Consider the following 25926-nt stretch of genomic DNA (forward strand, 5'->3'; position numbering starts at 1 on the left):
GCCCGAGGACGCGGAAGGGGCCCGGCGAGCACGCACTCGCCGGGCCCCTTCGTCCGTGCCGCGGGCCGGCTACTCCAGGCCCGCCAGCACCAGCGGCAGCCGGCGGGCGCCGTCGGCGGTGAGCTTCACCGGCACGCCCCAGTCCTGCTGGTGGACGTGGCAGGCCGGGTACTCGATCTCCGGGTCGTCGTCGCAGGACGCCGCCATCGCGGAGACGTGCAGCACGCCCTCGGTCACCGTGTCCGAGAGCACCAGCTCGCGGGAGAGCGCGGAGTCCGCGCCCGCACCGGAGACCAGCAGCTCGGGCGGGGTGGCGCTGACCAGCAGCCGGGTGGACGGGCCGTAGCGCTCGTCCAGCTTCTGGCCGGTGGGCGCCCGGAAGACCACGTCCAGCCGCAGGGCGCCCGGCGCGACCTCGGTGGCGGCCCGCTGGGTGCGGTGCGCCACCGCGTCCACCCGGACGGCCTCCTCGGGCAGCCGCAGCCGGGTCAGCCGGTGGCGGGCGGACTCGACGACCACGATGTCGCCGTCGGCCGGCACCGCGCCGGACGGCTCGCGCAGGTCGGTGGCCAGCGTGCTGACCTCGCCGCTGGCCGGGTCGTAGCGGCGCAGCGCGTGGTTGTAGGTGTCGCTGACGGCCACCGAGCCGTCCGGCAGCACGGTGACGCCCAGCGGGTGCTGGAACAGCGCCTGCCCGGCCGCGCCGTCCCGGTGGCCGAAGTCGAACAGGCCGGTGCCGACGGCGCTGTGCACGGCCTTGGTTTCACGTGAAACCCAGCGCAGCGCCGAGGTCTCGGAGTCGGCGACCCAGAGCCGCTCGCCGTCCGCCGAGACGGCCAGGCCGGAGGGCTGGGCGAACCAGGCCTCGGCGGCGGGGCCGTCGACCAGGCCCTCGTTGGTGGTGCCGGCCGCGACGCCGACCGTGCCCGCGGCCGGGTCGTACGCCCACAGCTGGTGGACGCCGGCCATCGCGATCCACACCCGGCCGTCGAACCAGGCGACGTCCCACGGCGAGGAGAGGTCCACCTCGCGGGCCGGCCCCTCGGTCGCCGAGCCCTGCCACCACTGCCGGCCGGTGCCGGCCAGGGTGGTCACGCCGCCGTCGGCGAGCCGGACGCCGCGCAGCGCGTGGTTGACGGTGTCGGCGACGATCACGTCGTACCCGGCGGTGCCCTCCGGCAGCAGCGCCAGGCCCTGCGGCTCGCTGAACCGGGGGCTGGTGCCGTCCACCAGGCCGCGCACCCCGTCCCCGATCCGGCGCACCACCGTCTCGCCGTCGGCCTCCAGCTCGACGAGGCTGTGGTGGCCGGAGTCCGCCACCAGGAAGTGGCCGTTGGGCAGCCTGACGGCCTTGCCCGGGAACTTGAGGTCCCCCGCGGCCGGCTCGGGCGCCACGTACGGGCCGTCGCCGCGCCGCAGGGTGCCCTTCGCCGCGTGCTCCGCCTCCAGCTCCTCGACCAGCCGGGCGATCGCGTGCGCGTGCCCCTCGCCGGCGTGCTGGGCGACCACGTAGCCCTCGGGGTCGATCACCACCAGCGTCGGCCAGGCCCGCACCGCGTACTGCTTCCACGTCGCGAGCGCCGGGTCGTCCAGCACCGGGTGGTGCACCTCGTACCGGTCCACCGCGTCCACCACGGCCCGGTGGTCGGCCTCGTGCACGAACTTGGGCGAGTGCACACCGACGATCACCACGGTGTCCCGGTGCTTCTCCTCCAGCTCCCGCAGCTCGTCGAGGACGTGCAGGCAGTTGACGCAGCAGAACGTCCAGAAGTCCAGGATGGTGATCTTGCCCCGGAAGTCGGCGAGCGTCAGCTCCCTGCCCCCGGTGTTCAGCCAACCGCCTGCCCCGACCAGCTCGGGGGCGCGTACACGTGCACGAGATGCCATGGGCTAATCAAACCCCACGCCGGTGTCCCTCATTCCGGGGGAAGCCGGTGGGGGCGCGGCGGTCAGGCTTCGCGGGACGCGGGGACCGGCTGCGGGAGTGCCTCGGGGAGCGGCTCGGCGGGCGTTGTGGGCCGGTCCGAGGGGGGTCCCGCGGGGGCCGGGACGGCGGCGGCGGGCTTGCGGACGAACCGCTTGATCAGCGTCCGGCCGGTGTTGATCAGGGGCTGCTCCAGCCGGTAGTACAGGGCGTCGGCCACGAACAGGCTGACCAGGGCGACGACCGTCCCCCGGAGCAGGGTGCCTCCGGGCAGCCAGGGGGCCAGTGTCCCGGCCATGCCCACCGCGATGCCCTGGAACAGGTAGAGGCCGTAGGAGCGCTCGCCCACGAACACCATGGGCCGCAGCGAGAGCAGCCACCGCCCGGGGCCCGGGCTCAGCAGCGAGGGCAGGACGAGGGCCAGGGCGAGCGAGTAGATGAAGATCGCCGGCTCCTCGGCACCGAAGTGCTTGGTGAGGTCGGGGATGTGCATGTGCAGGACGACGAACGCGACGGCCGCCGCCACGCCGGCGACCGGGTGGGTGATCGGCCGGAACAGGGCGTAGCCGCGCGGGGAGTGGAGCACGAGCGCCAGCAGCGCGCCGATCAGCAGGACCGAGTAGTGGATGCCCATCTTGTGCCAGGTGTCCGACCAGTCGACGAGCGCGGCGGCGATGGCGGCGATGGCGACCGGGATGCGCAGCCGGGTGGAGATCCTGCTGGCGAGGATCAGCACCAGCGGCCAGACCAGGTAGAACTTCCACTCGATGCCGATGGTCCAGGTGTGCAGGAACGGTTCGTAGCCCTGGAGGTGGTACTCGTTCATGAAGAACAGGTAGTGCGGGAGGTGGTTCATGAGCGCGTCCCAGCCGCCCCCGCTGCGGTACACGCCGACGGCGGTGACCGCGAGCGCCACGTAGTAGAGCGGCCAGATCCGGAAGATCCGGCGGATGTAGAACTCGCGGAGCGAGATCCGTCCCGTGCGGTCGTGCTCGCGCAGCATCAGAGTGGTGATCAGGAAGCCCGAGACCACGAAGAAGATGTGTACGCCGATCCACCCGGACAGCCCGGTGGCCCAGGGCCGCGCGTAGTGGAAGAAGACCACGATGACGGCGGCTATCGCGCGTAGGCCGTCCAGGGCGTCGAACCGTCGCAGCGCCAGGAAGTCGGCATGGGTCATGGTGCGCATGCGCATGGGCAGGATCTCCGGGGGTCCAGGAAGACGGCGCCCGGATCGTACGGATACCGACGGGGCGCGAGGCGGCCAGCATTATCGCGGATCGTGGTGGCCGGTTGCCAGTCGTCCGACGTACGGTGTCAGACCCGGTCAAACGGCCCCGCCGGCCCCGGCACCGGCCTCGGCTGGGGTGATGAGGTGGGGCAGGAAGCGGGCGCCCTGGTGGGTGATGGGGCTGTCGTCGGTCTCGCGGATGCCGAGGCCCGCGGCCTCGCCGTCCACCACCCAGGTGCCGAGGACGGGGCGGTTGCCGTCGAAGTCGGGCAGCGGGTGGAGCTGTTGGTAGCAGTGGCCCTCGGCGCCGTAGCGGTCCGGGTCGCCGGCCCAGTCGGCGAGCCGGGTCTCGCGGCCGCCCGGCTCGACGATGCGCACGCCCGCGCCCTCGCGGCCGAGCAGCGGCTTGGCGGCGTAGCCCGGGCCGTCCGGGGCGGCGAGCTCGCGGGGGCCGTCCAGGTAGGCGGGCAGCAGGTTGGGGTGGCCCGGGTTCAGCTCCCACAGGACGGCCAGCAGGGCCTTGTTGGAGAGCAGCATCTTCCAGGCCGGCTCGATCCACATCGTGGAGCCGGTGGAGCCGCCGTGGTCGACGACGTCCAGCAGCTGCTCGCCGAACTCGTCGGAGGCCAGCCACTCCCACGGGTAGAGCTTGAACGCGGCGCGGACGAAGCGGTGCTCAAGGTCGACGAAGCGGCCGGACAGGCCGTCCCAGCCGATGTCCTCCATGGCGATGCCGACCGTCTCGATGCCCGCCTGCTCGGCGCACTCCTGGAGGTAGAGGGTGGTCATCCAGTCCTCGCCCTCGGTGTCGCCGCGGGAGTGCGCGAAGTGCACCGGGCCGGGCGGCAGCAGGTGCTTCTGCCGGGCCCAGGCGGCGACCAGCCGCTCGTGCAGCGAGTTCCACTGGTCGGCGTGCGGGAACCGCTCCTCCATCCAGAACCACTGCGGGCCGGCCGCCTCGATCAGCGAGGTCGGGGTGTCGGCGTTGTACTCGAACAGCTTGGCCGGGCCGGTGCCGTCGTAGGCGAGGTCGAACCGTCCGTAGAGGGTGGGCTGTTCGTCGCGGCGGCGCCAGGACTCGGCGACGGCGGCGGCGAGCCCCGGGTCGGTGATGCCGTAGTCGGCGAACCGGCCGGTGCGCACCACGTGGTCGGCGGCGGCCAGCGACAGCTCGTGCAGCTCCTCGACCACCTCCTCCAGCGCCTCCACCTCGGGCAGCGAGAACTCGTAGTAGGCGGACTCGTCCCAGTAGGCGTGCGGGCCGCCCTGGTTGCACGGGTCCGAGCACATCGCGTAGATGAGGCCCTGGCCCTCGACGGTGGCCAGCCAGTCGGGGCGGGGTTCGAGGGTGCGGCGGCGCACGGCGGATCAGCCCCCGCCCGAGCCGCTGGAGCCGGACGGGCAGCCGAAGCCGCCGCGCTTGGTGGCGGCCTTGTCGAAGGTGCCGCCGGTGGCGGTGGTGGCGCCGGAGCCGCAGTAGTACCAGCGGCCGGCGGTGGTGGTGGTGCCCTTGGTGGTGCAGGAGTGGCTGTCGAGGACCTTGAGGGTGGCCGGGTCGACGCAGCGGCTCGGCGGGTTCTTCCCGGAGGAGGACGAGCAGCCGCAGAGGGCGAGCGCGAGGGTGCCGACCATGCCCAGCGCGACGAAGCCGGAGCGGCGGCGGGCGGGGGCGTCCGGTGTCGCGGCGTCCGGGTGGCGGACGTCCGGGTGGGGGACGTCCGGTATTCGGGCGGGAGCGACGGGCGGCGGCTGGGTCATGGCGCCTGATGGTACGCGTGCCACTGATGGGGCGGGAGGGTCCGTTCCCCCTCGGAATCCGGCCGCGATGGGTTATCTTTTGCCGATCCTTGACCGTGGGAGGGGGCCTGCGCGCGGGCCGCCCGCACCACGGCGTGCGACCTGCGACACGGACCCCGGGGGCCAGACACCCATGAACGACATCCTGCACGGTCTCGGCGCGGCGGCCGCCTTCGGCGGCGTCGGGGTGGTCCTGCTGCTGCTCGGCATCGTCCTGGTGGACGTCCTGACGCCCGGCCGGCTCGGCCGCCAGATCTGGGTGGAGCGCAACCGCAACGCCGCCGTGCTGCTCAGCTCGGCGCTGCTCGGCATCGGCGGCATCGTCTTCACCGCGATCCTCTACACCTACGAGGACTTCGGGAAGGGCCTGGTCTCCACCGCCAGCTTCGGCGTGCTGGGCCTGGTGCTGATGGCCGTCGCGTTCTGGGTGGTGGACGTGCTGACGCCGGGCAAGCTGGGCGCGATCCTCGTCGACCCGGAGCCGCACCCGGCGGTCTGGGTGACCGCCAGCTGCAACCTCGCGGTGGCGGCGATCGTGTCCGCCTCGATCGCCTGACCCGTTCAGGGGTGCCGGGCGCCGTTCAGCACGTGCTCGCGCCCCCAGGCGCCCAGCGGCGCCAGCGCCTCGTTGAGCCGCCGCCCGGCCGCCGTCAGCGAGTACTCGACCCGCGGCGGCACCTCGTCGTACGACTCTCGGTGCACGATGCCGTCCGCCTCCAGCTCCCGCAGGTGGGCGGCGAGCACCTTCTCGGTGATCCCCGGCACCTGCCGGCGCAGCTCGCCGAAGCGCAGGCCCGGCCGCTCGCCCAGCGCCCAGAGGATCAGCACCTTCCACTTGCCGCCGATCACGTCCATCGCGGCGTCGATCCCGCACACGTGCGCGCCGGGCCTCGGCACGGTTGCCGCCATGTCCTGCCCCACCCCTCGCCGGCCTGCTCGCTCACCCCAGGGTAACCACCCACTCCCAAGTGCGTACTTGATCGTTCCCGGAGGCCGGAACGAGGCTGATCGGCATGACACAGAACGCCGCTGACACCGTTTCGAAGACCCCGCTCACCCTGCTCGGCCTCGGTGCGATGGGCACCGCGCTGGCCGGGGCCTGGCTCGCCGCCGGGCATCCGCTCACCGTCTGGAACCGGACCGCCGCCAAGGCCGGACCGCTCGCCGCCCGGGGCGCCGCCGTCGCCGCCGGCGCGGCCGAAGCGGTCGCCGCCAACCGGCTGGTGGTGGTCTGCCTGCTCGACGACGCCTCGATCGAGGAGGCGCTGGCCGGCGCCGACCTCACCGGCAAGGACGTCGTCAACCTGATCACCGGCACCCCCGGCACGGCCCGCGCCCGGGCCGCCTGGGCCACCGCGCGCGGCGCCCGCTACCTGGACGGCGGCATCATGGCCGTCCCGCCGATGATCGGCATCCCGCAGGCCGGCCCGTACGTCTTCTACAGCGGCTCGCGGGACCTGTTCGAGGAGCACCGCGCGACCCTCGCCGCCCCGGCCGACGCCCGGTACGTCGGCGCGGACGCCGGCTTCGCCGCGCTGCACGACGTGGCGCTGCTGAGCGCGATGTACGGCATGTTCGGCGGCGTCGCGCACGCCTTCGCCCTGGTCCGCGGCGAGTCCGTCGACCCGCGCGAGCTGGCCCCGCTGCTCTCCTCCTGGCTCACCGCGATGGCCGGCTCGGTCGCGGCCACCGCCGAGCACCTGGCGGCCGGCGACTACACCGGGGGCGTCGCCTCCAGCCTGGCGATGCAGGTCGCCGGCGTGCCGACCTTCCTGCGCACCGCCGAGGAGCAGGGCGTGAGCGCGGAACTGCTCACGCCCTACTTCGACCTGATGCGGCGCCGCCTCGCCGCCGACCCGGCCCGGCACGGCGCGGAGGACCTCACCGGCGTGGTCGACCTCCTGCGCGGGTAGGGCCCGGGCCCTCCCGGTCGGCCGGTCAGCCGGCCGCCGGGCGGTCGGCGGTGAGGCGGCGGCGCAGGGCGGGGTCGGTCAGGGTGCGGGGCCGCCAGACGCCGTCCGGGGGGTAGACGTCGGTGCCGGGCGCGACGATCGCGTCGATGCGGTCCAGGGCGGCGTCGTCGAGGACGAGGTCGGCGCCCTGGAGCGCGGCCTCCAGCTGGCCCAGCGTGCGCGGACCGATGATCACCGAGGTGACCGCCGGGTGCGCGAGCGGGAAGGCGAGGGCCAGTTCGGGCAGGGTGCGGCCGAGGTCCTCGGCGACGGCGGTCAGCTCCTCGACGGCGTCCAGCTTGGCCCGGTTGACCGCCAGCGCCGGGTCGAACCGGGCCGGCATCAGGGCGGCCCGCCCGCTGCTCAGGTCGACCGGCCGGTCCTTGCGGTAGCGGCCGGTGAGGAAGCCGGAGGCGAGCGGGGACCAGGTCAGCGCCCCCATGCCGAGCCGCCGTACGGTCGGCAGGACGTCCCGCTCGATGCCGCGGGCGAGCAGCGAGTACGGCGGCTGTTCGGTGCGGAACCGGGGCAGGCCGCGCCGTTCGGCGAGGTGGTGGGCCTCGACGAGTTCGTGCGCCGGGAAGGTGGAGCAGCCGAAGGCGAGGATCTTGCCGGCCCGCACCAGGTCGCCGAGGACGGCGAGGGTCTCCTCGAGGTCGGTGGCGGGGTCGGGTCGGTGCACCTGGTAGAGGTCGATGCGGTCGGTGCGCAGTCGGCGCAGGCTCTCCTCGACCTCGCGGACGATCCAGCGGCGGGAGTTGCCGCCGCGGCCGCGGCCCTCGCCCATCGGGAAGTGCACCTTGGTGGCGAGCACGACGTCGTCGCGGTCGCCGCGGGCCTGCAGGGCCTTGCCGACGATCTCCTCGGACTCGCCGGCCGAGTACATGTCGGCGGTGTCGACGAAGTTGATGCCCGCGTCGAGGGCGGCGTGGATGATCCGGGTGCAGTCGTCGTGGTCGGGGTTGCCGATGGCGCCGAACATCATCGTGCCGAGGCAGTAGGTGCTGACCTCGATGCCGGTGCCGCCGAGGGTGCGGTAGCGCATGGTGGTGTCCCCCTGGGGATGCGGGTCGGTGATTCGGTTGCCGACCCTAGGAGTTGGAGTGGACTCCAGCGCAAGGCGCTTCCCTCTGCCGGGGGAGCCGGCTCGTCCCGGCGGGCGAGGTGCGGTCCGTCCGGCCACTGCGAGCGTGGCGGTATGACGACGACGGGCGGCCGATGGCGGCGGCAGTGGTGGGCGGACGGGCGGGTGGTGGCCGGCTGGGGCGCCGGGTACGCGGTGCTCGGCGCGGGCTGCGCGCTGGGCGGGACGCCGCTGTTCGGCGCCGCCGCCGCGGGCTGGGCGGTGGCGGCGGTGGGCCTCGCCGCCGCCGTGGCCGGGGCGGCGCTGGCCGCCGTCGGACCGCGCCCGGCGCTGAGGGGGTGCTGTGGGCGCTCTGCGGGCTCGCCGGGGCGGGTGCCTTCAGCCTGCTGATGGACGTGATCACGCTGCTGTTCGGCCAGGGCGTGGACAGCGGTCCGGGGGCGGCGCAGCACGCGCTGGCGGCCCTCGGCGCGGTGCTGCTCGCGGGCGCGGCGCGCTCCGGCGCCCCCGCCGCCGCCCCGGCCCCCGCCCCGGCCCCCGTCCGGTCGGCGGCCTCGGGGGCGGTCCACCTCGCGGCGCTGGCGGGGAGCGCGGCGTTCGTCCCGTACGCCGCGATGAAGCTGCTCTGGGCGTCCGGCGGCACCTTCGCCGGGGTGAGCGGGAGCGACATGCACGCCGCCTCCGTGCGCAACGGCGCCTCCGGGATCTGGCTCACCCTGGAGTCCTGGGGGCTGGACGGGACGGCGCTGCTGGCGGCGCTCGGGGTGTTCCTGCTCTGGGGGCTGGTCCGCCCCTGGGGACAGGTGTTCCCGCGCTGGACCCTCCTGCTGGCCGGCCGCCGCGTCCCGCGCTGGCTGCCGCTGGTACCCGCCCTGCTGGGCGCGGCCACGCTCGCGCCGTACGGGGTGGTGGGCGTCGGCTGGGCGGCGCTGGCCACGGCGGGGGCGGTGGAGGTGCCGCGCGGGGACTTCCCGTCGGCCGCGGACACCCTGCTGGTCGCCTGGATCGGACTGGGCGCGTTCGCGGTGTACGGGGTGGCGCTGGCGGTGGCGGCGCGCTCGTACTGGCGGCGCACCGCCGGCTGACCCGGGCCGGTGCCGACCGGTGTCGGACGGTGTTGCCGAAACAGCAACGAAAGTTGCCTCCCGCCCGGCGGTCGGCGCAGCCTGGCGGTGGAGGTGATCGCCGTGAGCGACACGCGAAACGGGACCGTTCCCGAGACCCCCGGCGCTGCCGACGGCTACGAGGTCGTGGTGGTCGGCGGCGGCGCGGCCGGACTGAACGCGGCCCTGGTGCTGGCCCGGGCCTGCCGCCGGGTGGCCGTGGTGGACGCCGGGCAGCCGCGCAACGCCCCGGCCGCGCGGATGGGGGGCTTCCTCTCCCGGGACGGCATCGCCCCGGCCGCGCTGCTGGAGACCGGCCGCGCCGAACTGGCGGGCTACGGGGTCGACCTGCTCGACGCCCGGGTGGACCACATCGAACCGGTGCCGGCCGCAGGCGCCCCCGCGTTCGACGTGCACCTGGCCGGCGGCCCGGCGCTGCGAGCGCGCCGGGTGGTCGTCGCCACCGGGCTGCGCGACGGCCTGCCGGAGCTGCCCGGCCTGGCCGAACGGTGGGGCCGCGACGTGCTGCACTGCCCGTACTGCCACGGCTACGAGGTCCGCGACCGCCCGCTCGGTGTGCTCGGCAGCCACCCGGGCGCGGTGCACCAGGCGCTGCTGCTGCGCCAGTGGTCGGCGGACGTGGTGCTCCTCGCCCACACCCTGGAGCTGTCGGCGGACGACCGCGCCAGGCTCGCCGCCCGGGGCGTGCGGGTCGTCGAGGGCGCGGTCAAGCGGGCGGTCGTCACCGACGACCGGCTGCGCGGCGTCGAACTGGCGGACGGCACGGCCGTGCCGCGCGAGGCGCTGTTCCTCTTCCCGCGCATGGTGCCCCGGGACGCCCTGCTGTTCGGCCTGGACTGCGAGCGGGACGCGCAGGGCTGGGTGACCACCGACCGCACCGGCCGCACCAGCGTGCCCGGGGTGTGGGCGGTGGGCAACGTCGCCGACCCGCGCGCCCAGGTGGTCACCGCCGCCGGAGCGGGCGCCGCGGCGGCGTTCGCGCTCAACCACGATCTGGTGGACGAGGACGTCGAACGCGCCCTCGTCGCCGCCTGAGCCACCCCGAAGCCACCCCGAGAGGAAGGACCTCCCGATGACCGGGCACCACCACCCCCCTGAGCACCACCACGCCCACGCCCACCACCACGGCCAGGACGCCGAGTTCGACTGGGACGCCCTCGCCGGCCACCTGGAGCGCGAGGCCGAACTCCAGGCCCCGGCCGTCACCGGGGCCGCCCGCTGGCTGGGCGGCCTGCTGGACGGCGCGCCCGTCCGCCGGGTGCTCGACGTGGGCAGCGGCCCCGGGGTGATCGCCGGGCTGCTCGCGGACGCCTTCCCGGCCGCCGAGGTCGTCGCCGTCGACCGGTCGGCCGCCCTGCTGGAGCGCGCCCGCACCCGCTCGGCCGGCCGCGTCGGCACCCACCGCGCCGACCTGCCCGGGGACTTCGGCACGCTCGGCCGCGCCGACCTGGTCTGGTCCGGCAACGCGATCCACCATCTCGGCGACCAGCAGGCCGCGTTGACCGCGCTGGCCGCCACCCTGCGCCCGGGCGGCCTGCTGGCCGTCGCCGAACGCGGCCTGCCGGCCCGCTACCTCCCGCGCGACCTCGGCCTCGGCCGCCCCGGCCTCCAGGCCCGCCTGGACGCGGCGCACGAGGACTCCTTCACGGCGATGCGCGAGTCCGTCCCGGACACCGTGGCGGTGGTCGAGGACTGGCCCGCCATGCTGGCCGTCGCCGGCCTGGTCCCCTCCGGCACCCGGACCTTCCTGGTCGACCGCCCGGCCCCGCTGGACGCCCCGGCCCGCGCGTTCCTGCACGTCCAACTCTCGCGCCGCCGCGACCAGTTGGCCGAGCGGCTGGACGGCGCCGACCGCGCCGCCCTGGATGCCCTGCTGGACCGCGACGCCCCCACCGGCATCCTGTCCCGCCCGGACGCCTTCTATCTCACCGCCCTCACCGTCCACACCGCCCGCGCGACCGACGGGCGCTAGCCGGGCCGTCGTCCCGGACCCACCGGTCCAGAAAGGCGGCGACGGCCGCGACGAAGGCCCCGGGCCCGGCCGGCCACGGGGAGCGGCCGCAGCCGGGGAGGGCGAGGGGGCGGTCGGGACGGTCCGGTGGTCAGAGGTCGGGCTTGCGGTGGCGGCCGGTACCGCGGCGCAGCAGCGGGACGGGGGTGTCGGCCTGGGGGAAGACCGCCGGGGGGCCGGGGGCGTGGGCCGGGCGGACGATCAGCGGGTAGGCCTCGGCGTAGTTCTCGGCCACCGCGACGGGCTGCCAGGCGTGGCCGTCCCACTCGACCACCAGCCGGGGCACGTCCTGGAAGAGGTGCGCCGCGCGTCGGGGGCCGGGGGCGAGGGTGATCGCGTCCCGCGTCCCCGGGGCCCGTCGGCGGCGCGCCCGCTTGGCGTACCAGTCGGCCAACGGCTCGTCGGCCGGGGGCTCTTCGGCGAACGGATCGTCCTCGGCGGCCATCGTCGGGGCCTCCCTCGGGTGTCGGTCGGGGACGGCCAGTCTTGCCGATCCGCCGTGGGCCGGGCGATTCCACGATCGGGTGAAAAACCGATGGACGGCCGCCTCCCCCGCGAGGGGAGGGCGGCCGCCCACCGGCTGCTACCCGCCCACCTGCCTACTCGCCGCCGCCGAAGCGCTCGCTCCAGGCGGCCAGGTCCTCGTCCGTGATCTTCGCGAACAGCACCGGCGGCACCGTGAACGGCGTCCCGGCCGGCACCGCGTCCAGCGCCCGCGCCGCGTCCGCGTCCACCCAGGAGGCGGTGCGCGCCGGGGCGTCGGCCGGCAGCGCGAAGGCCTCGCGCATCGCCTGCGCCGCCGCCGGGATGAACGGCTCGGAGACCACCGCGTACAGGTGGATGAGGTTCATCGCGGTGCGCAGCGTCAGCGCCGCCGCCTGCGGGTCGGTCTTCACCTGCAGCCAGGGCGCCTTCTCGTCCAGGTAGGCGTTGCCCGCGCTCCACAGGGTGCGCAGGCTCTGCGCCGCCTTGCGGAAGTTGAGCGCCTCCAGCTGGGCCTCGTAGTCGGCCAGCAGTTCGGCGATCTGCGCGCCCAGCCGCTCCTCGGCCTCGCCCGCCGGGTGCCCGGCCGGCACGTCGTCGCCGAACCGCTTGCGGCTGAACGACAGCACCCGGTTGACGAAGTTGCCGAGGGTGTCGGCCAGGTCCTTGTTGACCACCGAGGCGAAGAGGTCCCAGGTGAAGCTGGAGTCGTCGGACTCGGGGGCGTGCGCCATCAGGAAGTAGCGCCAGTAGTCGGCCGGCAGCAGCTCCAGGGCGACGTCGGTGAAGATGCCGCGCTTCTGGCTGGTGGAGAACTTCCCGCCGTAGTACGTCAGCCAGTTGAAGGCCTTGACGTAGTCGACCTTCTTCCACGGCTTGCGCGAGCCGAGGATGGTCGCCGGGAACATCACCGTGTGGAACGGGACGTTGTCCTTGGCCATGAACTCGGTGTAGCGGACGGTCTCGTCCGCCTCGTACCACCAGGACTTCCAGTCCCGCAGCTCGCCGGCCGGCGCCGCGTCCGCCCACTCCTTGGTCGCCCCGATGTACTCGATCGGCGCGTCGAACCAGACGTAGAAGACCTTGCCGGTGGCCGCCAGCTCCGGCCAGACGTCGGCCGGCACCGGCACGCCCCACTCCAGGTCACGGGTGATCGCGCGGTCCTGGAGGCCTTCGGTCAGCCACTTGCGGGCGATCGAGGAGGCCAGCACCGGCCACTCGTCGGCGTGCGCGGCGACCCAGTCCTCGACCTGTCCGGTCAGCTTGGACTGGAGCAGGAACAGGTGCGTGGTCTCCCGCACCTCCAGGTCCGCGCTGCCGCTGATTGCCGAGCGCGGCTCCAGCAGGTCCGTCGGGTCCAGCACCCGGGTGCAGTTCTCGCACTGGTCGCCGCGCGCCTTGTCGTAGCCGCAGTGCGGGCAGGTGCCGACGATGTACCGGTCCGGCAGGAAGCGGCCGTCGGTGTTCGAGTACACCTGGCGGATCGCCCGCTCCTCGATGAACCCGTTGGCGTGCAGCTCGCGGGCGATCTCCTGGGTGATCTCCCGGTTCTGCGGCGAGGAGCTGCGGCCGAAGTAGTCGAACGACAGCCGGAAGCCGTCGTACACGGCCTTCTGCTGCTCGTGCGCCCGGGCGCAGAACTCCGCGACCGGCAGCCCGGCCTCCTGCGCGGCCAGCTCGGCCGGCGTCCCGTGCTCGTCGGTCGCGCAGATGTACAGCACCTCGTGCCCGCGCCGGCGCAGGTACCGCGAGTAGACGTCCGCCGGCAGCATGGACCCGACCATGTTGCCCAGGTGCTTGATCCCGTTGATATAGGGGAGGGCGCTGGTGATCAGGTGCCGAGCCATCCTCGGATGCTCCGATTTCTCCCGCACGCACCCCTGTCCCGGAGTGCCGTGACGGGCGCAGGGTCTGGGCGGCGAGGGGGGCCGGGTACAGGCGCCGCCTCCCGGGCTGCCGGCCAGAGCGACGTTCCACTGTGGGCCTCCCAATCCTATCGAAGCCCACCCTCCCCCTCGCGCCCATTTCCCCGGCCCCTTCGCCGCTCCCGCCGCCCCCGGCGGGGAGCGGGCGGGCGGCGCAGGGGGGTCGGCTACGGGGCGACGAAGTGGTCGAACTCGCCGGCCTTCACACCGAGCACGAAGGCGGCCCACTTGCGGGGGGTGGTGCGGACGATGACGGCGTCGTTCCTGGGGTCGCGGATCTCGACCATGCCGTTGACGGTGCGGATCTCGAGGGCGTCGTCGCCCTCGCCGCCGGGGGCGGCCTTCTGCCAGCTGTCCATGGAGGGGTCGGCTCCTTCGAGGTTCGGGGTTCGGGGTCGGTGCGGTCAGGCGTGGGTGAAGCGGTCGAACTCGCCGCGCTTGACGCCTGCGAGGCAGAGCGCGAACGTCTCGGGGGTGGTGGTGATGACCGCGTCGGGGGCGTCGGACTCGCGGATCTCGATGCGGCCGCCGGCGGTACGGACCTCGACGCACTGGTTGCTGTTGCCGCTTATGGAGGACTTCTGCCAGTCGGTCATCGGGGTGGCCTGCCTTTCAGGTCCGTCATGATGCGCCGGATGAAGCCGCGGGACTCCTCGGGGCTCAGGGCGAGGGAGTCGGATTCGGCGACGATGGCGCGGTAGGACGCCAGGTCCGCTTCCGAGTCGATGAACTGCGGGCCCTGGGTCAGGTCGATCTGCACGGTGTCGAGTTCGGGGACCGGTCCGTGGGCGAGGAAGAGGTCCTCGCCCGAGCCCGGATAGGTGTCGACGCTGAAGGGGATCGCGCGGACGGTGACCCCGGGGCGCTCGGCATCGTCGAGCAGGCTCGCGAGCTGTTCCCGGAGGACGGTGGGACCACCGAACTGCATCCGGAGCGCCGCCTCGTGTATGAACGCGGTGAACGGCCTTCCGGCGGACAGGACTTGCTGACGTTCCGTGCGGAAGGCGGCGCGTACGTCGGCGTCGTGGCGCGGCAGCGGCGGGCGCAGCCGGGCGAACATCGCGGCGGCGTACCGACTGGTCTGGAGCAGGCCCGGGATCGAGGTCGTGTTCAGGACGAGCAGCGACTCCGCGTGGTGTTCGAGTTCGGCGATGTCGAGCATCCCGCTGGGAACCCGGCCGCGGAAGTGGTGCCACCAGTGCTTGCCGCGGTCCTGGGTCATCAGGGTCAGGGCTTCGATGAGCGGGAGGTTCGCGCACCGGCAGGCCGAGGCCCAGGACCGGAGGCGGTCGGCGCTGACGCCCGACTTCCCGTTCTCCATCTGGGAGATCTTGGGGACGTCCGTGCCCAGTGCGGCCGCCATGGCCTTGGGGGTCATGCCCGCGTGCTCGCGCAGCCTGCGCAGTTCCGAGCCGAGTCGTTGCTGGCGCACGCTGGGCGACAGGCGTGGTGGCATGCGCGTCTCTCCTCGGTCGGTGCCTTCGGTGCAGTTTGCCGCCCCGTGGACACCGGGTCCACCGAGTAGCCCGATGGGGTGAAGTGCACCAGGAGTAGTAGCAACTGTTGCCCCTGGAACCCTAGCGTCGTCGCTGCAGGGCCGGCCTGCTGCGGGTAGCCGACTTCACCCCTCAACTGGACTGGAGACAGTCGATGGTGCTTGCCCTCCTGCGTCCGCTCGGCAGCGATCCGGTCGGAGGGCCGCGGCCCGGCCCCCTCCCGCCGGCGACGGCTCGAACATGCGGGCGGGGGCTTGACCTCGTCGCCGCTTTGGCCGATGACTGGGGTGTGGAACTCATCGGGGTGTGCGGCAAGGCGGTCCGGGCCGTGGCGGCGGTCGATCGCTGATGGCCGTGGTGTTGCTGACGGGCCTGCTGGTGTCGGTGGTCTTCGTCGGAGTGGTGGCGCAGATCATCGCGACCCGTCAACCGCGGGAACGGCGCACGGGCAAACGGGACTTGGCGCCGCGCAACGAAAAGTAGCGCTCAGCCGGCGGCCAGCCGCCGCTCCAGGCGGGCGCGCGCGGCCGGCCACTCGTCGCGCAGCATCGAGAAGTACGCCGTGTCCCGCCAGACGCCGTTGGCCCGCCGCTTCTCCCGGCGGTGGACGCCCTCGTACTGCGCGCCCAGCCGCAGGATCGCGTTGCGCGAGCGCTCGTTGAGCGCGTCGGTCTTCCAGAACACCCGACCCATGCCCAACTCCTCGAACGCGTGGACGAGCAGCAGCAGCTTCGCCTCCGTGTTGACGGCACTGCGCCACACCGACCGGGCGTACCAGGTGCCGCCGATCTCGACGAGCTCGTCCTGCGCGTCGAACGCGTAGAACCCGGTGATGCCGACGGCCCGGCCGGACGCGAGGTCGATCACGGCGAACTTCACGGCCCTCCCGGCCGCCGTCTCGGCGAGCCGGAAGTCGAGGATCGCCCCCAGTTCCTCCTCCGACGCCGGCGCGGCGAACGGGATCCACCGCCACACCTCGGGGTCGGGGCCGACGGTGGCCCACAGGTCGGACAGGTGGCGGCGCTCCAGCGGCTCCAGGCGGATGTGGCGGCCGGTGAGGGTGACGGGGACGGGCGGCTTCGCGGTCATGATCGGAGACGGTAGTCCGTGAATGCACTAGAGGCAATGGACTTTTGCGCTAGTGCAATGGTCGGAGGGCGGACGAAGGCCCCGCGGGCGAACCCGCGGGGCCTTCGGTTCGGCGGGGGCCGGCCGGCCTACAGGAACGAGTTGATCTGGATCGTCTCGTCCCGGCCCGGGCCGACGCCGATGGCGGAGATCGGGGCGCCCGACATCTCCTCCAGCGCCTTCACGTACGCCTGGGCGTTCTTCGGCAGATCGGCGAAGGTCTTCGCCTTGCTGATGTCCTCGCTCCAGCCCGGCAGCATCTCGTAGACCGGCTTGGCGTGGTGGAAGTCGGACTGGTTGTACGGCAGCTCCTCGACCCGCTGCCCGTCGATCTCGTACGCCACGCAGACCGGGATCTGCTCCCAGCCGGTGAGCACGTCGAGCTTGGTGAGGAAGAAGTCGGTGAGGCCGTTGACCCGGGTCGCGTAGCGCGCGATCACCGCGTCGAACCAGCCGCAGCGGCGGTCGCGGCCGGTGGTGACGCCGCGCTCGCCGCCGATGCGGCGCAGCGCCTCGCCGTCCTCGTCGAGCAGCTCGGTCGGGAACGGGCCGGAGCCGACGCGGGTGGTGTAGGCCTTCAGGATGCCGATGACACGGTCGATCTTGGTGGGGCCGATGCCGGAGCCGGTGCAGGCGCCGCCCGAGGTCGGGTTGCTGGAGGTGACGAACGGGTAGGTGCCGTGGTCGACGTCGAGCAGGGTGCCCTGGCCGCCCTCCAGCAGGACGACCTTGCCGGCCTTCAGCGCCTCGTCCAGCACCAGGGTGGTGTCGGCCAGGAACGGCTTGATCTTGTCCGCGTAGCCCAGGTACTCCTCCAGCACCAGGTCGGCGGGGATGGCACGGCGGTTGTACAGCTTGACCAGCAGCTGGTTCTTGTCGTGCAGCGCCGCCTCGATCTTCTGGCGCAGGATCGACTCGTCGAAGAGGTCCTGGACCCGGATGCCGACGCGGTTGATCTTGTCCGCGTAGGTCGGGCCGATGCCGCGGCCGGTGGTGCCGATCCGGCGCTTGCCGAGGAAGCGCTCGGTGACCTTGTCCAGGGTGCGGTGGTACGGCGTGATCAGGTGGGCGTTGCCCGAGACCAGGAGCTTGGAGGTGTCGATGCCGCGCTCGTTCAGGCCCTTGAGCTCGGAGAGCAGCACGCCCGGGTCGATGACGACGCCGTTGCCGATCACCGGCGTCACATTCGGGCTGAGGATGCCGGAAGGCAGCAGGTGCAGCGCGTACTTCTGGTCGCCGATGACCACCGTGTGACCGGCGTTGTTGCCGCCCTGGTAGCGGACGACGTAGTCGACGGAGCCGCCGAGGAGGTCGGTCGCCTTCCCCTTGCCCTCGTCTCCCCACTGAGCGCCAACGAGCACGAGTGCCGGCACAGGCGTACACCCCTTCCGGTTGGGGCATCCTGCGTAGGCCGCAGTCTGCCCCGAGATAGACGAAGCCCCTGGCGCAATAGCGCAAGGGGCTCTTGCACCGAGAGATTACCTGAGGAAGGACCGGTTGTGTCGTCCCTGTCCACGCCTGCAACCGGCGGCCCGGAGCCGCTTCTCCTGCTCCTCGACCCGGCGGCCCGGCAGTCGGACGGCGAGTCGGTGCGGATCGCGAAGGACGTTCTCGCCGGTGGGACGGACGTCAAGGTGGCCTATCCGCAGACGCCTTCCGAGCTGGACCGGGTGCTTTCGCACCGAGGTCGGAGGCGACCGGTGGTGATCGGTTCCGATCTCGCGCTCCAGCGGGTGCTCCAGGCTCTGTACCGCCAACGTGAGCTGGGGACTGACCCGGTGGGCCTGGTGCCGGTCGGCCGTCCGGAGGAGGTGGCGGCGGCCCGCGGGCTGGGTGTGCCGGCGGCCCCGGTGGCGGCCGCGCGGGCGGTGCTGGCGGGGGCGGCGCGCAAGCTCGACCTGCTGGTGGACGACGGCGGCGGGGTGGCGCTCGGCGGGGTGCGGATCTCGGGGAGCGGGGTGCGGCGGCCGGTCGGCCGTCCAGGTGGTTGGCGTTCGCTATGGGCGAAACTGGCTGCGGCCGAGCAGGGGACCGTACTCACCCCGGAGCGCACCGGTCCGGTCCGGCCCGCCCGGGGGGAGCCGGGCCTGGAGGGGCAGAGCTCGCGGCTGCGGGTCGAGGCGGACGGCCGGCTGCTCGCCGATGTGCACCGGCCGGTCCGGGTGGTCCAGGTGACCCTGCCCTCCGGCGACGCGGCCGGCGAGGGCGTGATGGAGATCGTGGTCCGCGCCCCCGGCGCCCTGCTCCGGGCCCGGGCGGCCAGCGTCTCGGTGGCCGGCCGCGGCTTCGGGTACGAGGCGGACGGCCACCCGGTCGGCCCGGTCCGGGCCCGCACCTGGACCGTCCACCCGGGGTGCTGGGGCCTGCTGCTGCCCGCCGCCGGGCCGCCCCGCGCCGGCGGCGTCCCCGGGTGAGCAGGCTCACGTTGGACGAACGGCGGACGAACGCCGGGCGAAGCGCCGTGCGCGCCCGGAGCGCGCCAACGGGCGCGAGCCGTAAGGCCCGGCGGGTTCGCCGGTGGTTCCGGGAAGCCGAAATCCGCCTCGGGTAAGGGGTTTTGTCTACGCGCGTTACCGGCCCACGTCCGGTCACCTCCGGCCGCCCGGGTGCCCGAGGGCCGGATCGGCTGGCCTAGACTCGAAGGCGTGCCACGTGGTGACGGAAGACTCAACCACGATCTTCTTCCCGGTGAGAAAGGCCCCCAGGACGCTTGCGGCGTCTTCGGTGTCTGGGCTCCCGGCGAGGAGGTCGCCAAGCTCACGTTCTTCGGCCTTTACGCCCTGCAGCACCGCGGTCAGGAATCCGCGGGCATCGCAGTGAGCAACGGCTCCCAGATTCTCGTCTTCAAGGACATGGGACTCGTCTCCCAGGTCTTCGACGAGGCCTCGCTGGGGTCGTTGCACGGGCATATCGCCGTCGGACACGCCCGCTACTCGACCACCGGTTCCTCGGTCTGGGAGAACGCCCAGCCGACCTTCCGGGCGACCGTGCACGGCTCGCTGGCCCTCGGTCACAACGGAAACCTGGTGAACACCGCCGAACTGGCGGCCATGGTCGCCGAACTCCCCGGCGAGGAGCACGTCTCCCGCTCCGGGCGGACGGCCGCGACCAATGACACCGACCTGGTGACGGCGCTGCTCGCCGGCCACCCGGACCTCTCCATCGAGGAGACGGCCAAGCTCGTCCTGCCCAAGGTCAAGGGCGCCTTCTCACTCGTCTTCATGGACGAGAACACGCTCTACGCCGCCCGCGACCCGCAGGGCATCCGCCCGCTGGTGCTGGGCCGGCTGGAGCGCGGCTGGGTGGTCGCCTCCGAGACGGCGGCGCTGGACATCTGCGGCGCCTCCTTCATCCGCGAGGTCGAGCCCGGCGAGCTGATCGCCATCGACGAGAACGGCATGCGCACCTCGCGGTTCGCCGAGGCCAGGCCCAAGGGCTGCGTCTTCGAGTACGTCTACCTGGCCCGCCCGGACACCACCATCGCCGGCCGCAACGTCCACCTCTCCCGCGTGGAGATGGGCCGCCGGCTGGCGAAGGAGGCCCCGGCCGAGGCCGACCTGGTGATAGCGACGCCCGAGTCCGGCACCCCGGCCGCCATCGGCTACGCCGAGGCCAGCGGGATCCCGTACGGCTCCGGCCTGGTGAAGAACGCCTACGTGGGCCGCACCTTCATCCAGCCCAGCCAGACCATCCGCCAGCTCGGCATCCGGCTCAAGCTCAACCCGCTGCGCGAGGTCATCCGGGGCAAGCGCCTGGTCGTGGTCGACGACTCGATCGTCCGCGGCAACACCCAGCGCGCCCTGGTGAAGATGCTCCGCGAGGCCGGCGCCGCCGAGGTCCACATCCGGATCTCCTCGCCGCCGGTGAAGTGGCCGTGCTTCTTCGGCATCGACTTCGCCACCCGCGCGGAGCTGATCGCCAACGGCATGACCATCGAGGAGATCGGCCGCACGCTCGGTGCGGACTCGCTCTCCTACATCTCGATCGACGGCATGATCGAGGCCACCAAGCAGCCGAAGGACCGGCTCTGCCGGGCCTGCTTCGACGGTGAGTACCCGATGGAGCTGCCGGACCCCGCGCTGCTCGGCAAGCTCCTGCTGGAGGCCGAGATCAAGGGCGGCCAGCAGCCCCCCGCGGTCCGCGGCAAGCCCACCAGCGGCAGCGACCTGGACGGCGTCCAGTCGCTGCTCGGCGGGGCGGGCGCGGCCGACGCGCTGCGCCGCCCGTAACGACGTACCCCGGTGGGGTCCCGCACCCGGGGCCCCACCGCCGTTCCACCCCCCACCACAGACCCGAAAGGGCCGCACAGCAGTGACTACCGACCAGAACGGCGCCACCTACGCGGCCGCCGGCGTCGACATCGAGGCGGGCGACCGCGCCGTCGAGCTCATGAAGCAGTGGGTGAAGAAGGCCAACCGCCCCGAGGTGGTCGGCGGTCTCGGCGGCTTCGCCGGCCTCTTCGACGTCTCCGCCTTCAAGAACTACGAGCGGCCGCTGCTGGCCTCGGCCACCGACGGCGTGGGGACCAAGGTGGCCATCGCGGCCGCCATGGACAAGCACGACACCATCGGCCACGACCTGGTCGGCATGGTCGTCGACGACATCGTGGTGTGCGGCGCCGAGCCGCTGTTCATGACCGACTACATCTGCGTCGGCAAGGTCGTCCCGGAGCGGGTCGCCGCGATCGTCAAGGGCATCGCCGAGGGCTGCGCGCTGGCCGGCTGCGCCCTGGTCGGCGGCGAGACCGCCGAGCACCCGGGCCTGCTCGGGCCGGACGAGTACGACGTCGCGGGCGCCGGCACCGGCGTGGTCGAGGCGGACGCGCTGCTGGGCGCCGAGCGCGTCCGGGCCGGTGACGTGGTGATCGCGATGGCCGCCTCCGGCCTGCACTCCAACGGCTACTCGCTGGTCCGGCACGTGCTGCTGAACCAGGCCGGCTGGAAGCTGGACCGCAAGGTCGAGGAGTTCGGCCGCACCCTCGGCGAGGAGCTGTTGGAGCCGACCCGGATCTACTCGCTGGACTGCCTGGCGCTGATCCGGGCCACCGAGGTGCACGCCTTCTCGCACGTCACCGGAGGCGGCCTGGCGGCCAACCTGGCCCGGGTGATCCCGAACGGCCTGCACGCCCGCCTGGACCGCGGCACCTGGACCCCGCTGCCGGTCTTCCGGACCGTCGCCGAGGTCGGCAAGGTGGCCACCCTGGAGATCGAGAAGACGCTCAACATGGGCGTCGGCATGGTCGCGGTCGTCCCGCCGCACTCGGTGGACGCCGTGCTGGCGGTCCTGGAGGACCGCGGCGTGGAGTCCTGGGTGCTGGGCGACATCGTCGACCGCACCGGTGAGCACGAGGGCGGCGCGGCCCTCTACAACGCCTACGAGGGCTTCACGGGCTGAGCGCCCGTCCGATGCGCGCGCAAGGCCCCTCCGGCACTGCCGGAGGGGCCTTGCGCGTCCTGCCCGGCGGCGGGCCGACGGGTGCGGGAACGCCGAAGACCGGCCTGGTGCACTGGGCACCGAGGCCGGTCAGGTCAGACTGGAGAGACTACGCGCGACGGCGGGCCTGGGAGGGCCCGGTACCCGACTCGGTGTCGTCGTCCTCGCCGTCATCGGCGTAACGAGCCGCGTACTCCGCGTACGGGTCGTCGTCCTCTTCCTCTTCGATCGGCTCCGGCTCGATCGGGGAGGTGGAGGGCGATACGCCCAGCTCGCTGGAGAGACGATTGGCGTCGAACCCGCCGCTGTTGTACTTCAGCTCGCGGGCGACCTTCGTCTGCTTGGCCTTGGCCCGGCCGCGCCCCATGGGTCGACCCCCTCAACGATGGGGCTCACGGCCCCGAGTCTGACACGTGTTCATGATCAGGAGCGGCCTGCCCGAATGGGGAGAACCGTCCCTTGGAGCATCAACGGTACCTGTTTCTGCCGCTGGACGGTACGTCGTCAGTGTGACGTGGCGCGCACCGGCCGCACCCGCGACCAGGTCGTCCCAGGTCAGGGGAGGTTTTGCGGCTTTCTGCACGCTGTCCGGAGGTGTCTCAGGTCCGTTGTTTCCTCATCGATTATCCCCCCAAGGGGGACGTTGGATCACCCGATCGGGTGCAGAAGTGAGAATCCGGTTCCACATTGTGATGCGCGGGGGGCGGATGTTGGACGCCCCCCGCGCATCATCGGTCGGACCCGGCCCGGCCGGACCGGGATCAGCCCCGGCGGGCGCCCGGCAGCAGGACCGAGCGCAGCGCGCTGATCTCACGCATCCGCTTCTCCGCGAGGCGGTCGGCGGCGACGGCCGGCGGCACGCCGTCGGAGGCGGCCCGGGTGAAGATCTCCAGGGTGGTGTCGAAGATCTTCGTCGCCTTGTTCTTGGCGCGCTCGAAGTTGAAGCCGTCGATCTCGTCGGCGACCTGGATGACGCCGCCGGAGTTCACCAGGTAGTCCGGGGCGTAGAGCAGACCGCGGTCGGCGAGGTCCTTCTCGACGCCCGGGTGGGCCAGCTGGTTGTTGGCGGCGCCGCAGACGACGGTGGTGCCGGACTCGCCCAGCGCGGCCACCGTGTCGTCGGTGAGCGCACCGCCGAGCGCGCATGGGGCGTAGACGTCCAGCTCGGCCCGGAGCAGCGCGGCGGTGTCGGCGACCACCTCCACCTCCGGGTGGGCGGCCCGCACGCGGTTGACGGCGGCCTCGGAGACGTCGGTGACGACGACGGTGGCGCCGTCCGCGACCAGGTGGCCGACCAGGTAGTGGCCGACCTTGCCGACGCCGGCCACGCCGACCCGCTTGCCGCGCAGGGTGGGCTGGCCCCAACGGGCCTGGGCGGAGGCGCGCATGCCCTGGAAGACGCCGAAGGCCGTCAGGATGGACGAGTCGCCGGCGCCGCCGTGCTCGGGCGAGCGGCCGGTGACGAACTCGCTCTCGCGCGCGATGACGTCCATGTCCTGGACGTAGGTGCCCACGTCGCAGGCGGTGATGTAGCGGCCGCGCAGCGACTCGACGAAGCGGCCGTAGGCCCGCAGCATCGCCTCGTTCTTGTCCTTGTTCGGGTCGCCGATGATGACGGCCTTGCCGCCGCCGAGGTCGAGGCCGGCCAGCGCGTTCTTGTAGGACATGCCGCGGGAGAGGTTGAGCGCGTCCTCCAGCGCCGCCTCCTCGGAGGCGTACGGGAAGAAGCGGGTGCCGCCGAGGGCCGGGCCCAGCGCGGTGGAGTGGATGGCGATGATCGCCTTCAGCCCGGAGGAGCGGTCGTGGCAGAGGACGACCTGCTCGTGGCCGTCGCCGGTGGCGCCGTCCTGGGGGTTGCCGAAGATCCTGCCGAGCACGCCGGGTGCGGAGTGCGTGGGGGCGGCGGTCTGTACGTCGGTCACTGTGGTGACTCCAGTAATTCGAGGCCCGCTTGCTGTGGTGCGGGCGCCTAGGGCGAAGCGTAGCTCCGAGCACCGCGCCGGTCCGCCCCCTTGGCGAAGCTCGGGCCGCATGTCCGAGGGCTGAGACGGGGGTGGGTGCCAGCAGCCCGTTCGTGTCCCGGGGGTGCGTCCGCGAACGGGGCCGCGGCCCGGTGCCCACCGGGTGGCGGCCGCAGGACACTCCCGGGCGACGGGGGGTGCGTGCGACGATGCAGGACGTGACCGTCGTGCGTACCTCCGTGCTGCCGCCCTACGCCGCGCACCTGCGGGTCTACGAGCCGCTGGCCGCCTACCCGGAGCCCGAGCGGGCGCACTGGCAGGCCTACGCGGCGGAGCACGGCCCGGACGCGCCGGAGGCGGGCCGCTCGGTGGCCGCGGCGGCGCTGGCGGAGCAGCGCACGGCGCTGGCCGAGCTGGTCGGCCGCACCCCTCGGGCGCTGCCGGAGCGGGAGAGCGAGCGGGCCTTCGTCCGGCTCGTGGACGGGGTGCTGTACATCTGCCCGTGGGCGACCAGGCTGCGCAACTGGCAGGCGCTGGAGGAGCTGCGGGCCGGGGCGCCGGTGGCGCTGGTGGACACCGCGCTGCCGCCGGCCACCCGGGCGGAGGCGGAGGCGGACCGGGAGCGCTGGCGGGTGGAGCACCCGGACGCCCGGCCGTGGATCCTCACCAGCCGGTGGGAGGTGCCGGTCCGGTGGTTCCTTCCGTTCGGGGACGAGGATCGATGCTTCGTTCCCGCAGGGGCGGGGGAGAAAGGGGGGGAAGGGGTCCGGGGGGACCGGGCGTCGTTGTTCTATCTGACGCCGATGGCGCAGGCGCGCCGCCGGGTGGCCCGGGCGTACCGGGCGTTGCGCGAGGCGGTGCCGGAAGGGGAGCTGGTGCGGGGGGCGGAGCAGGTCGGGCGGTGGCTGGAGGAGTTCCATCCGCGGTCGCTGGTGGAGCTGGACTACGGGGGGCTGGTGCATCTGCTGGGGCCGGAGCGGCTGTCGGCGGACCATTCGGCCGGGGAGCTGGAGGACGGGCTGCGCGCGATGCGGGCGGGGGACAAGGCGGAGGCGGTGCGCGCGTACGAGGCGCTGTTGGTGCGCTGGCGGCGGGTGCTGGCACTGCGCCACGCGAACTGAGCCGGGCGGGCCGGGTGCGGCGGCCGCGGACCGGGCTGAGGAGGCGTCACCGCTGGCCCGGGCAGGTGTCGGTGGTACTTGTAAGACTGTAAGAGTCGTATGGCCCGAGCCATATGACCAAGGTCCCGGTTCGGGTCAATAGCTGTCGAACGTGACACTACTCACTGTTGACGCGAACTCACCCCTATGTGCAAAAATGGGACAACCAGCCCAACTTCACGTGAGCGTGCCCACTTTTGGGTGGTTCTGGAGTCGATGCGTGCTTTGCGGGAAAACGGCGGGTCTGGTCCCCTCGTAACCTAATGTCACTATAGGGTGACCGCCCGTTATGGGGTGGTCCATCGCCATCCGTCGGGCTTGAACCCGTGAGGGGTCAATTTTGGCGGTTTGGTCGATAGGGCTGGACGGATGGTGTAGTTGTAGACACCAGGACAAGCCGTTCGTCCTATAACCGACTCGGCCCGTCTATGCCATTTCGGGCATCGCGGGCCAAGGTGCAGAATTTGAAGGATAGAACCGCCCTGGTTCGGTTCTCCCGAGGAGGCCGCTCATGACCGCTCGTACCCCCGATGCCGAGCCCCTGCTGACTCCGGCAGAGGTCGCCACCATGTTCCGTGTGGATCCCAAGACCGTGACCCGCTGGGCTAAGGCCGGCAAGCTCACGTCGATCCGCACGCTGGGCGGCCACCGCCGTTACCGTGAGGCGGAGGTGCGCGCCCTGCTGGCCGGTATTCCGGCCCAGCGAACCGAGGCCTGACAGGCCGAACGTTCAAGGCTCTTTCGAAGGGGCTGCTTACCGGACTCCGCCGGGTCCGGTAAGCAGCCCCTTTGGTTTGTCCCGGACCTTGTTCCGGAGCTTGTCCCGGGCCGCCCCGAGGAGTTCGTCTACAGGCTTGTCGAACTCGTGCGATCCACCCGGAATGTTGAACTCCGGATAACGATTTGAGGGGGGAGGGGCGGGGGGGATTTGCTGTGAATAGCAGTACAATTTTACATATTAAATTAAGCCCTTCCGGGAAGGGCGCTCGAACGGCCGGTTCCCGGGAAACGCGGGTGACGACTATCACACGCATAGTCACTTGTGGTCTAGACCTAGTCCGGGTAAAAGAGCCGACCCGGCAAACGCGAGAGGCCCGGAACCAAACGGTTCCGGGCCTCTCGACTACGGCGATCCCGACGGGACTTGAACCCGCGACCTCCACCTTGACAGGGTGGCGAGCTAACCAACTGCTCCACGGGACCAGAGTGTTCCTGAT

At 72.8% G+C, this 25926-nt stretch carries 27 protein-coding genes and 1 tRNA gene; 12 read left to right on the plus strand and 16 right to left on the minus strand.

What is annotated here, in order from left to right; genetic code table 11:
* Positions 1–69: 69 nt before the first annotated feature.
* The 4 genes from ACFCLZ_RS20100 to ACFCLZ_RS20115 form a co-directional block, all read right to left on the minus strand.
* Positions 70–1887: an NHL domain-containing thioredoxin family protein gene (locus tag ACFCLZ_RS20100; RefSeq protein ID WP_380277886.1), complete on the minus strand. Its 1818-nt coding sequence runs from the start codon at positions 1885–1887 to the stop codon at positions 70–72.
* Between the two features lie 62 nt (positions 1888–1949).
* Positions 1950–3119 (minus strand): acyltransferase family protein, encoded by a 1170-nt coding sequence (locus tag ACFCLZ_RS20105; RefSeq protein ID WP_380277888.1) that lies wholly within the window; start codon positions 3117–3119, stop codon positions 1950–1952.
* A 132-nt stretch (positions 3120–3251) separates the two neighbouring features.
* Positions 3252–4517 (minus strand): glutathionylspermidine synthase family protein, encoded by a 1266-nt coding sequence (locus ACFCLZ_RS20110; protein ID WP_380277889.1) that lies wholly within the window; start codon positions 4515–4517, stop codon positions 3252–3254.
* A 6-nt stretch (positions 4518–4523) separates the two neighbouring features.
* Complete coding sequence (locus ACFCLZ_RS20115) at positions 4524–4913, minus strand: hypothetical protein (RefSeq protein ID WP_380277891.1); 390 nt, start codon at positions 4911–4913, stop codon at positions 4524–4526.
* 172 nt (positions 4914–5085) lie between these two features.
* Here ACFCLZ_RS20115 and ACFCLZ_RS20120 point away from each other — a divergent pair, with 172 nt between their 5' ends.
* Positions 5086–5508: a DUF350 domain-containing protein gene (locus ACFCLZ_RS20120; RefSeq protein WP_380277893.1), complete on the plus strand. Its 423-nt coding sequence runs from the start codon at positions 5086–5088 to the stop codon at positions 5506–5508.
* Between the two features lie 5 nt (positions 5509–5513).
* Here the strand turns inward: ACFCLZ_RS20120 and ACFCLZ_RS20125 are convergent, their stop codons facing one another.
* Positions 5514–5861 (minus strand): winged helix-turn-helix transcriptional regulator, encoded by a 348-nt coding sequence (locus ACFCLZ_RS20125; RefSeq protein WP_380277895.1) that lies wholly within the window; start codon positions 5859–5861, stop codon positions 5514–5516.
* Positions 5862–5965: 104 nt separating this feature from the next.
* Between ACFCLZ_RS20125 and ACFCLZ_RS20130 the strand changes: the two genes are divergently transcribed.
* Entirely contained in the window at positions 5966–6865 is a 900-nt protein-coding gene (locus ACFCLZ_RS20130) for an NAD(P)-binding domain-containing protein (RefSeq protein ID WP_380277897.1), read from the plus strand.
* Between the two features lie 25 nt (positions 6866–6890).
* On the opposite strand, the gene ACFCLZ_RS20135 is transcribed toward ACFCLZ_RS20130, so the two are convergent.
* Positions 6891–7949: an aldo/keto reductase gene (locus ACFCLZ_RS20135; protein ID WP_380277899.1), complete on the minus strand. Its 1059-nt coding sequence runs from the start codon at positions 7947–7949 to the stop codon at positions 6891–6893.
* Between the two features lie 153 nt (positions 7950–8102).
* On the opposite strand from ACFCLZ_RS20135, the gene ACFCLZ_RS20140 reads away from it, so the two are divergent.
* The 4 genes from ACFCLZ_RS20140 (at position 8103) to ACFCLZ_RS20155 (ending at position 11084) form a co-directional block, all read left to right on the plus strand.
* On the plus strand, positions 8103–8378 hold the full coding sequence (locus tag ACFCLZ_RS20140) for a hypothetical protein (protein WP_380277901.1): 276 nt from the start codon (positions 8103–8105) through the stop codon (positions 8376–8378).
* Positions 8378–9073, plus strand: a complete 696-nt coding sequence (locus ACFCLZ_RS20145; protein WP_380277903.1) for a hypothetical protein — start codon at positions 8378–8380, stop codon at positions 9071–9073. The genes ACFCLZ_RS20140 and ACFCLZ_RS20145 overlap by 1 nt, the downstream gene beginning before the upstream one ends.
* Before the next feature lie 102 nt (positions 9074–9175).
* Positions 9176–10147, plus strand: a complete 972-nt coding sequence (locus tag ACFCLZ_RS20150; protein ID WP_380277905.1) for an NAD(P)/FAD-dependent oxidoreductase — start codon at positions 9176–9178, stop codon at positions 10145–10147.
* 37 nt (positions 10148–10184) lie between these two features.
* The gene (locus tag ACFCLZ_RS20155) at positions 10185–11084 is read left to right on the plus strand and encodes a class I SAM-dependent methyltransferase (RefSeq protein ID WP_380277907.1); all 900 of its coding nucleotides are present in this window, start codon (positions 10185–10187) and stop codon (positions 11082–11084) included.
* 130 nt (positions 11085–11214) lie between these two features.
* Here ACFCLZ_RS20155 and ACFCLZ_RS20160 read toward each other — a convergent pair whose 3' ends face one another.
* From ACFCLZ_RS20160 to ACFCLZ_RS20180, 5 genes are all read right to left on the minus strand, one after another.
* On the minus strand, positions 11215–11568 hold the full coding sequence (locus tag ACFCLZ_RS20160; protein ID WP_380277909.1) for a DUF6087 family protein: 354 nt from the start codon (positions 11566–11568) through the stop codon (positions 11215–11217).
* A gap of 154 nt (positions 11569–11722) precedes the next feature.
* The gene (metG, locus tag ACFCLZ_RS20165; protein ID WP_380277910.1) at positions 11723–13453 is read right to left on the minus strand and encodes a methionine--tRNA ligase; all 1731 of its coding nucleotides are present in this window, start codon (positions 13451–13453) and stop codon (positions 11723–11725) included.
* Between the two features lie 245 nt (positions 13454–13698).
* Positions 13699–13890 carry a DUF397 domain-containing protein gene (locus tag ACFCLZ_RS20170; protein WP_380277912.1) on the minus strand — a complete coding sequence of 64 codons (192 nt, stop codon included), beginning with the start codon at positions 13888–13890 and terminating at the stop codon, positions 13699–13701.
* A 45-nt stretch (positions 13891–13935) separates the two neighbouring features.
* The gene (locus tag ACFCLZ_RS20175) at positions 13936–14127 is read right to left on the minus strand and encodes a DUF397 domain-containing protein (RefSeq protein WP_380277914.1); all 192 of its coding nucleotides are present in this window, start codon (positions 14125–14127) and stop codon (positions 13936–13938) included.
* Positions 14124–14987 carry a helix-turn-helix domain-containing protein gene (locus tag ACFCLZ_RS20180; protein ID WP_380277916.1) on the minus strand — a complete coding sequence of 288 codons (864 nt, stop codon included), beginning with the start codon at positions 14985–14987 and terminating at the stop codon, positions 14124–14126. Before ACFCLZ_RS20180 ends, ACFCLZ_RS20175 begins: the two co-directional genes overlap by 4 nt.
* A 388-nt stretch (positions 14988–15375) precedes the next feature.
* On the opposite strand from ACFCLZ_RS20180, the gene ACFCLZ_RS20185 reads away from it, so the two are divergent.
* Complete coding sequence (locus ACFCLZ_RS20185) at positions 15376–15510, plus strand: hypothetical protein (RefSeq protein WP_380277918.1); 135 nt, start codon at positions 15376–15378, stop codon at positions 15508–15510.
* A 3-nt stretch (positions 15511–15513) separates the two neighbouring features.
* On the opposite strand, the gene ACFCLZ_RS20190 is transcribed toward ACFCLZ_RS20185, so the two are convergent.
* Positions 15514–16116, minus strand: coding sequence for a GNAT family N-acetyltransferase (locus ACFCLZ_RS20190; RefSeq protein ID WP_380277919.1), 603 nt, complete (start codon positions 16114–16116; stop codon positions 15514–15516).
* A 128-nt stretch (positions 16117–16244) separates the two neighbouring features.
* On the minus strand, positions 16245–17528 hold the full coding sequence (locus ACFCLZ_RS20195; protein ID WP_380277921.1) for an adenylosuccinate synthase: 1284 nt from the start codon (positions 17526–17528) through the stop codon (positions 16245–16247).
* Positions 17529–17654: 126 nt separating this feature from the next.
* Here ACFCLZ_RS20195 and ACFCLZ_RS20200 point away from each other — a divergent pair, with 126 nt between their 5' ends.
* The 3 genes from ACFCLZ_RS20200 (at position 17655) to purM (ending at position 21549) form a co-directional block, all read left to right on the plus strand.
* A complete protein-coding gene (locus tag ACFCLZ_RS20200) occupies positions 17655–18569 on the plus strand; it encodes a diacylglycerol kinase (protein WP_380277923.1) in 915 nt (304 codons plus the stop codon).
* A gap of 231 nt (positions 18570–18800) precedes the next feature.
* Positions 18801–20384 (plus strand): amidophosphoribosyltransferase, encoded by a 1584-nt coding sequence (purF, locus tag ACFCLZ_RS20205; RefSeq protein ID WP_380277925.1) that lies wholly within the window; start codon positions 18801–18803, stop codon positions 20382–20384.
* A gap of 82 nt (positions 20385–20466) precedes the next feature.
* Positions 20467–21549: a phosphoribosylformylglycinamidine cyclo-ligase gene (purM, locus tag ACFCLZ_RS20210; RefSeq protein ID WP_380277927.1), complete on the plus strand. Its 1083-nt coding sequence runs from the start codon at positions 20467–20469 to the stop codon at positions 21547–21549.
* Positions 21550–21697: 148 nt separating this feature from the next.
* On the opposite strand, the gene ACFCLZ_RS20215 is transcribed toward purM, so the two are convergent.
* A complete protein-coding gene (locus ACFCLZ_RS20215; RefSeq protein WP_380277929.1) occupies positions 21698–21955 on the minus strand; it encodes a DUF3073 domain-containing protein in 258 nt (85 codons plus the stop codon).
* 394 nt (positions 21956–22349) lie between these two features.
* Positions 22350–23510, minus strand: a complete 1161-nt coding sequence (locus ACFCLZ_RS20220; protein ID WP_380277930.1) for a Glu/Leu/Phe/Val dehydrogenase dimerization domain-containing protein — start codon at positions 23508–23510, stop codon at positions 22350–22352.
* Positions 23511–23758: 248 nt separating this feature from the next.
* Here ACFCLZ_RS20220 and ACFCLZ_RS20225 point away from each other — a divergent pair, with 248 nt between their 5' ends.
* The gene (locus ACFCLZ_RS20225) at positions 23759–24670 is read left to right on the plus strand and encodes a hypothetical protein (RefSeq protein ID WP_380277932.1); all 912 of its coding nucleotides are present in this window, start codon (positions 23759–23761) and stop codon (positions 24668–24670) included.
* 550 nt (positions 24671–25220) lie between these two features.
* A complete protein-coding gene (gene bldC, locus ACFCLZ_RS20230) occupies positions 25221–25427 on the plus strand; it encodes a developmental transcriptional regulator BldC (protein WP_014137253.1) in 207 nt (68 codons plus the stop codon).
* Between the two features lie 411 nt (positions 25428–25838).
* Here bldC and ACFCLZ_RS20235 read toward each other — a convergent pair.
* Positions 25839–25912, minus strand: a tRNA-Asp gene (locus tag ACFCLZ_RS20235).
* Positions 25913–25926: the final 14 nt, after the last annotated feature.

This window comes from Kitasatospora purpeofusca (genome assembly GCF_042691725.1).
GTDB classification, from domain to species: Bacteria; Actinomycetota; Actinomycetes; order Streptomycetales; family Streptomycetaceae; genus Kitasatospora; species Kitasatospora purpeofusca_B.

Coding starts and splice junctions, on each gene's coding strand:
- ACFCLZ_RS20100 (WP_380277886.1), bottom strand. CDS start 1,887: ATGGCATCTCGTGCACGTGTACGCGCCCCCGAGCTGGTCGGGGCAGGC.
- ACFCLZ_RS20105 (WP_380277888.1), bottom strand. CDS start 3,119: ATGCGCATGCGCACCATGACCCATGCCGACTTCCTGGCGCTGCGACGG.
- ACFCLZ_RS20115 (WP_380277891.1), bottom strand. CDS start 4,913: ATGACCCAGCCGCCGCCCGTCGCTCCCGCCCGAATACCGGACGTCCCC.
- ACFCLZ_RS20120 (WP_380277893.1), top strand. CDS start 5,086: ATGAACGACATCCTGCACGGTCTCGGCGCGGCGGCCGCCTTCGGCGGC.
- ACFCLZ_RS20125 (WP_380277895.1), bottom strand. CDS start 5,861: ATGGCGGCAACCGTGCCGAGGCCCGGCGCGCACGTGTGCGGGATCGAC.
- ACFCLZ_RS20130 (WP_380277897.1), top strand. CDS start 5,966: ATGACACAGAACGCCGCTGACACCGTTTCGAAGACCCCGCTCACCCTG.
- ACFCLZ_RS20135 (WP_380277899.1), bottom strand. CDS start 7,949: ATGCGCTACCGCACCCTCGGCGGCACCGGCATCGAGGTCAGCACCTAC.
- ACFCLZ_RS20140 (WP_380277901.1), top strand. CDS start 8,103: ATGACGACGACGGGCGGCCGATGGCGGCGGCAGTGGTGGGCGGACGGG.
- ACFCLZ_RS20145 (WP_380277903.1), top strand. CDS start 8,378: ATGGACGTGATCACGCTGCTGTTCGGCCAGGGCGTGGACAGCGGTCCG.
- ACFCLZ_RS20155 (WP_380277907.1), top strand. CDS start 10,185: ATGACCGGGCACCACCACCCCCCTGAGCACCACCACGCCCACGCCCAC.
- ACFCLZ_RS20160 (WP_380277909.1), bottom strand. CDS start 11,568: ATGGCCGCCGAGGACGATCCGTTCGCCGAAGAGCCCCCGGCCGACGAG.
- metG (WP_380277910.1), bottom strand. CDS start 13,453: ATGGCTCGGCACCTGATCACCAGCGCCCTCCCCTATATCAACGGGATC.
- ACFCLZ_RS20170 (WP_380277912.1), bottom strand. CDS start 13,890: ATGGACAGCTGGCAGAAGGCCGCCCCCGGCGGCGAGGGCGACGACGCC.
- ACFCLZ_RS20175 (WP_380277914.1), bottom strand. CDS start 14,127: ATGACCGACTGGCAGAAGTCCTCCATAAGCGGCAACAGCAACCAGTGC.
- ACFCLZ_RS20180 (WP_380277916.1), bottom strand. CDS start 14,987: ATGCCACCACGCCTGTCGCCCAGCGTGCGCCAGCAACGACTCGGCTCG.
- ACFCLZ_RS20185 (WP_380277918.1), top strand. CDS start 15,376: ATGGCCGTGGTGTTGCTGACGGGCCTGCTGGTGTCGGTGGTCTTCGTC.
- ACFCLZ_RS20190 (WP_380277919.1), bottom strand. CDS start 16,116: ATGACCGCGAAGCCGCCCGTCCCCGTCACCCTCACCGGCCGCCACATC.
- ACFCLZ_RS20215 (WP_380277929.1), bottom strand. CDS start 21,955: ATGGGGCGCGGCCGGGCCAAGGCCAAGCAGACGAAGGTCGCCCGCGAG.
- ACFCLZ_RS20225 (WP_380277932.1), top strand. CDS start 23,759: ATGCAGGACGTGACCGTCGTGCGTACCTCCGTGCTGCCGCCCTACGCC.
- bldC (WP_014137253.1), top strand. CDS start 25,221: ATGACCGCTCGTACCCCCGATGCCGAGCCCCTGCTGACTCCGGCAGAG.